The sequence below is a fragment of the Bradyrhizobium niftali genome, from assembly GCF_004571025.1.
Lineage (GTDB): Bacteria > Pseudomonadota > Alphaproteobacteria > Rhizobiales > Xanthobacteraceae > Bradyrhizobium > Bradyrhizobium niftali.
This window is the reverse complement of sequence record NZ_SPQT01000087.1, coordinates 1-5,049: the sequence shown is the minus strand read 5'-3', so window position 1 is coordinate 5,049 and position 5,049 is coordinate 1. Positions and strand designations below refer to the sequence as shown.

At 61.3% G+C, this 5,049-nt stretch carries 4 protein-coding genes and 2 pseudogenes; 1 reads left to right on the top strand and 5 read right to left on the bottom strand.

All coding sequences use genetic code 11. The features are described from left to right. Nucleotides 1-739: pseudogene (locus E4K65_RS46220) on the top strand (tyrosine-type recombinase/integrase); the annotation flags it as partial. 142 nt (nucleotides 740-881) lie between these two features. On the opposite strand, the pseudogene tnpC reads toward E4K65_RS46220, so the two are convergent. The 5 genes and pseudogenes from tnpC to E4K65_RS46195 all read right to left on the bottom strand — a co-directional run. Further along, nucleotides 882-2,377 (bottom strand): annotated as a pseudogene (tnpC, locus tag E4K65_RS46215) (IS66 family transposase); the annotation flags it as partial. Nucleotides 2,378-2,448: 71 nt separating this feature from the next. Continuing rightward, nucleotides 2,449-2,796, bottom strand: coding sequence for an IS66 family insertion sequence element accessory protein TnpB (tnpB, locus tag E4K65_RS46210; RefSeq protein WP_135179703.1), 348 nt, complete (start codon nucleotides 2,794-2,796; stop codon nucleotides 2,449-2,451). Continuing rightward, a complete protein-coding gene (gene tnpA / locus E4K65_RS46205; RefSeq protein ID WP_135179702.1) occupies nucleotides 2,793-3,188 on the bottom strand; it encodes an IS66-like element accessory protein TnpA in 396 nt (131 codons plus the stop codon). Before tnpA ends, tnpB begins: the two co-directional genes overlap by 4 nt. A gap of 668 nt (nucleotides 3,189-3,856) precedes the next feature. After that, a complete protein-coding gene (locus tag E4K65_RS46200; RefSeq protein ID WP_135179701.1) occupies nucleotides 3,857-4,333 on the bottom strand; it encodes an Lrp/AsnC family transcriptional regulator in 477 nt (158 codons plus the stop codon). Nucleotides 4,334-4,771: 438 nt separating this feature from the next. After that, on the bottom strand, nucleotides 4,772-5,049 hold a 278-nt coding region (locus tag E4K65_RS46195; protein ID WP_235886063.1), incomplete at its 5' end, for a hypothetical protein.

The following is a 5,049-nucleotide window of genomic DNA, read 5'->3' as shown; positions in this document are numbered from 1 at the left end:
CCGCTATCCGATCCTTCTTCAGGTTCGTGTCCTTCGAGGAGCCGGCACACAGTGCGCTGATCCAGCGCGTGCTCGCCATTCCGAGCAAGCGCCACGATAAGCGACAGGTGCACTTCCTCACGCGCCCCGAGATCGAGGCGGTTCTCGCAGCGCCCGATCGAACGACGTGGCTTGGCCGCCGCGATCACACCTTGCTGCTGCTCGCGTCCCAGACAGGCTTACGCCTCTCCGAGCTGACTGGCCTTGACCGGGATGCCGTCCACCTCGGGTCTGGCGCACACGTACGATGCGTCGGCAAAGGGCGGAAGGAACGGACCACTCCGCTGACCACACTCGCTCGGTATGGCTCCAGGCATGGCTCAAGGAACCGTTACGGAAAGGAGCAACAGCGTTGTTCCCCAACGTGCACGGGGGCCGGCTCAGTGCCGACAGCGTCCAGTCGCTACTGGGAAAGCATGTTCGTGTCGCTCACAAGAGTTGCCCGTCTTTGAAGGCCAAGAGCGTGTCACCGCATGTGCTGAGGCACAGCGCTGCGATGGAACTGCTGCAAGCCGGCGTCGACTGCTCCGTGATCGCGCTGTGGCTCGGTCATGAATCGGTCGAGACAACGCAGACCTACCTGCACGCCCACCTCGCCCTCAAGGAAGCTGCCTTGGCGAAGCTTAAGCCGTACGAGCGCGGCAAGCGAACCCGCTTCCAGCCGAACGATCGCCTGCTCGCCTTCCTAGAGGCGCTCTGAACGACCAGACTATGCCGAATGGAATGGGGCAACCGTGCACGCGATCGACGGTGCCAGCGTGACAACGACGTGCCATACCGGACTCGTTCGGCATAGTTCGGCGGGCGGCATAAACCGCCCTATGCCGCGCGCGGCATAGACAAGTGACGATCAGGCTGTACATCATAGCGGCACGGTCGCCACCGCGGTCGGAGCCGCAGAACAGCCACGACTTCCGCCCCAGGGCGATGCCGCGCAGGGCTCGTTCGGCGGCGTTGTTCGACAGGCAGATGCGGCCGTCATCGAGGAAGCGGGTGAACGCGCTCCAGCGCTTGAGCATATAGTCCATCGCCTTGGCAACATCGTTGCGCCGTGAGAGCTTGGCGCGTTGCTCACGCATCCAGGTTTCCAAGCCGGCGACCAGCGGCGCGCTGAGCTCCTGGCGAACAGCTCGGCGCCGTTCGGGCGTCTCGCCGTTGATACCTCGCTCGATCTCGAACAAGGCGTCGATCCGGCGGACTGCTTCCAGCGCCATGGGCTAGATCACCGCTGGCTTTTTGCCCTGCACCTTGCGGCGCGCATTCTCCGCCAAATCAGCCATCACAAAGAACGGCCGTCTGGCATGGACCCAGCATGCGGCCTCCAGGATCGGACCTGCATTGCGGCCCGGGCCGTAAAGCTTGCCATAGCCGCCATAGGCATCGGCCTGGAAGATGCCGCTATAGCCGGCCAGATGGGCCTGGGGATGCTCGCCGGCGCGATCGCGCGAGTAATAAAACACGGCCCCCGGCGGGGCCTGCCCGCCAAAAGGCTTGTCGTCGCGCACATAGACCCAGATTCGACCGGTATCGGTCTTGCCTTTGGCCAGGACCGGAACCGTGGTGTCATCTCCATGCAATCGCTCGGCGCTCAGCACGTGGGCCTCGAGGCGCTTGAACAAGGGCGTCAGCGCCGCCGTGCAACCACCAACCTGGTCGGCCAGGGTCGACAGGCTGAGCGGCACGCCCTCCTTGGCATAGCGCTCGGCCTGCCGGTTCAGCGGCTGGTGCTGGCCGAACTTCTCGAACAGCACCATCGCCAAAAAGCTGGGGCCGGCCCAGCCGCGGGCGATGACGTGGAACGGCGCCGGGGCCTGGCTGATCCTCTCGCAGTCTCGGCAGCTGAACTTTTCCCAGACGTGCGGATCACCTTCCAGGATTTCGGGATCACCTCCAGCGTCTCGGTGATGTCCTCGCCGAGCTTGGACAACCGCGAGCCGCCGCAGCAGGCGCACGACGTCGGCCCTGAGACGATCACGCGCTCGCGGGGCAGATGATCCGGGAACGGCTTGCGGGATGGCCGCTGACGTGTGAACGACGCGACGGTCGTGGTGTTCGTGATCCTGGCCGCGGCCATTTCGGCGGTCAGTTCGTCTTCGGTCGCCGAGGCCTCGAGTTCCTCGAGCGTTAATTCAAGTTGATCCAGCAGCCTTGCGGTACGCTCCGAGCGAGGGCCATGACGATCACGGTTTAGCTTTTCGATCTGCAGCTTCAGGTGAGCGATCAGCGCCTGCTCGTCAGACCGTTGGGCGCGAACGCTGGCAAGTTCGGCGCGTGCTGCGAGCAACGCCGCCTGCAGCGCCTCAATGTCTTCCGGCAGCTTCTCGGGACCCTCACCCATGAACCAATGGAATCACAAAAGCCGCGATTTGGCGCGGGCTTTTTGCAATCTCACGGGATTATTGGCGCAACCTATCCGGCGCTCTGCGGCCGCCAGCTGTGTTGCGGGTTACGCCAGTCGATCGCCTCCAGCAAATAGCTCATCTGAGCAGCGGTCAGCGACACCACTCCATCCACCGTCGCCGGCCAGATGAAGCGCCCACGGTCCAGCCGCTTGGCGTAGAGCGATAGCCCGACTCCGTCGTGCCAAAGTGCCTTGATCAGTGTGCCGGCACGACCACGGAACACAAAGACGTCGCCGGCAAAGGGATCTCGCCCCAATCCCTCCTGCACCAGCAATGCCAGACCCTGCATGCCTTTGCGCATGTCAGTGTGACCGGTTGCGATCCAGATTCTCGCCCCCGCTGCGATCGGAATCATCGCCGCTCCAGCAAATCCAACACGCGAGACAACGCAGTCATATCAACGCCGGCGTCCACGATCACACGGCAAGCCTTGCCTACGACAATCTCCATGCGTCCACTCGACGGCGCGCTCGTCCCCACTGCAGCCGGCTCGGGCGTCACCATCGCCGGCACAAAGGAAGGCTGAGGCTGTTCATTTTCGCTCGGCCGCGTCCCGAACGATCGCCGCCAAGTCAACAGAAGCGAGCGCGAGATCCCATATCGCCGCGCAGTCGATGAGACGGCCCGCGGGCTCTGCAAACTCTCCAAAACGATCTTGAGCTTCTCATCATCGGTCCACCGACGCCGCCGGCCAGTCTCGACAACCTCAAACCGCTCAATCTGAGCACTGCACTTATTGCTGTCCATAAGGACTGTTACACAGCACTCGCATTATCCCGACAAGGCGGCCTTCACCGGAGGGAGACGCTTGTTACCGCGGTCGATCGAGACGTAAATGTCACCATCACATGAAGTGTCGTGTGAAGCCGAAATTCTGCTCACTAAGGCGATGCGTTGAATCTGCGGCCGTGCGCGCCGCCGGGCGGAAAGAAGCTTAACCGTCTATTTTGGAGAGTCGCACCTGGCCGCGGGGCGTCCCGTTCAGGTCTCTGACGATCGGGTCGGCGCTGGCTGCAGACGGCGGGAGGTCCGGCCCGACGCTCGCCAAGGTCAGCTTCGCAACCAATGAGATGGTCATATGGAGTGTCGGTCCTGAGCAGGAGCCGGCCGTCGGTTTTTACGCATGGAGAACAATCCCGCTCTCAATCCGCTGATCCGGGCCCAAATCACGCGTTACCTGCCTTCGAATTTCGACCAAACCAATGAAGGCGCTCGCGGCTTCACTGAACGCGCCATATTCTTGTCTTATGCACCTTGCCGTTGGCGGTGCGATGATTGCGTTCAGGACATGGCGTATGACCGGGCTCGAGCTGCGTCTCTTCTCTATCCCTGACTGAGATCCCAAGAAGCGGCCGGAGAGTGGAGCGGTCAGGTCAAGACCTCGATTGCGGAGACGAAGGCCAGCATCGGTGCACTCAATCGCCCGGTGGAAGCTCAACCGGAACAGCAAATCCAACCTTTACGCGATCCAGTATGACCATGCTCTTGAAGCCCTTGATGTCGCGGTTTTCGTAGAAGAAGCGCCGCGTGAACTCCTCGTACTCCTCCATGGACCGCGCGGTAATGTACAGGACGAAGTCGGCATCGCCCGTGACGTAAAAACCGTTGACGACGTCGATTGATGATTTGATGGCCTTCTTGAACCTATCGATGATATCAGCGCTTTCCCGCTCCAAGGTCACCAGTGCAAGCACTTGAATAGGTCGTCCGACCATCTTTGGCGATACGACCGACACGTCGGCCTGGATGATGCCCTCCGAGCGGAGCCTCTTCAGCCGTCGTTGGCATGCGGTAGGGGAAAGCCCGGCCATCTCGCCAATCACGTCTGAAGTCAGACGGTTATTCTTTTGCACGATCTCGAGAATGCGGGCATCTATCCGATCGTAGTGCATAATCACCTCCCAGCCTGAGACGAATTCCGCCGCGAGATGGCCGATCGGCGCAGGAAATCCTCGGATGCCGAAAAATACGACGAATTTTTCCCTGACGAAGGCTCAACTTGATCAAAAATAGGCATGACGGCTCTTGCCATCGGCATTCTGAGGTGCGCGAGGTAGCGACCCGCAACGCCGGCCTTTCGAATGAGAGATCCGTGTCCTTCGGTTTTGGGTATGGATGTGAACCAAAGCGAAACCGAAGCGCAATCGAGCCGTGCCGGATGATAAATTCGAGCGGAAACAGCATCTTGATTGAGGCCGGCCAGCTACTCGCCCGCTGACGAGCGCCCGCCAAGGCGCCGATTTGCCTCTGAGAGGACTAACCTTTGGCTCGACTTCGTCCTCTAGCTCGATAACAGCCTGACGAGCTTCCCTAGCAGGCTGTTGAAGAACTCAGCCGCGTTCGCAAACGAAGGCTGAATCGTCGCCATTGTGGATATAGAAGTGGCCGACGAGCCTGCCGGCAGTGCCGATCATAACCCATCCGCGACCGCAGGCGGGGTCATTTTCGTCGTGCCTTTCCCACGAGAACTCCGCGCACGCCGAACCGTCGCGGGTGCCGTAACGCACGTCCAGGAAGCCCTTCAGGGCCCCAAAGGCGATTTCGCCATCGGACTTGCCCCTGAAGCTGAGATGCGCCTCTTCGACAAGATCGAGGAAGTCAGTGTCCC

Excerpts from the sequence above, each read along its gene's own strand:
- tnpB (WP_135179703.1), bottom strand. The coding sequence starts at position 2,796 with ATGATTCCGATCGCAGCGGGGGCGAGAATCTGGATCGCAACCGGTCAC.
- tnpA (WP_135179702.1), bottom strand. The coding sequence starts at position 3,188 with ATGGACAGCAATAAGTGCAGTGCTCAGATTGAGCGGTTTGAGGTTGTC.
- E4K65_RS46200 (WP_135179701.1), bottom strand. The coding sequence starts at position 4,333 with ATGCACTACGATCGGATAGATGCCCGCATTCTCGAGATCGTGCAAAAG.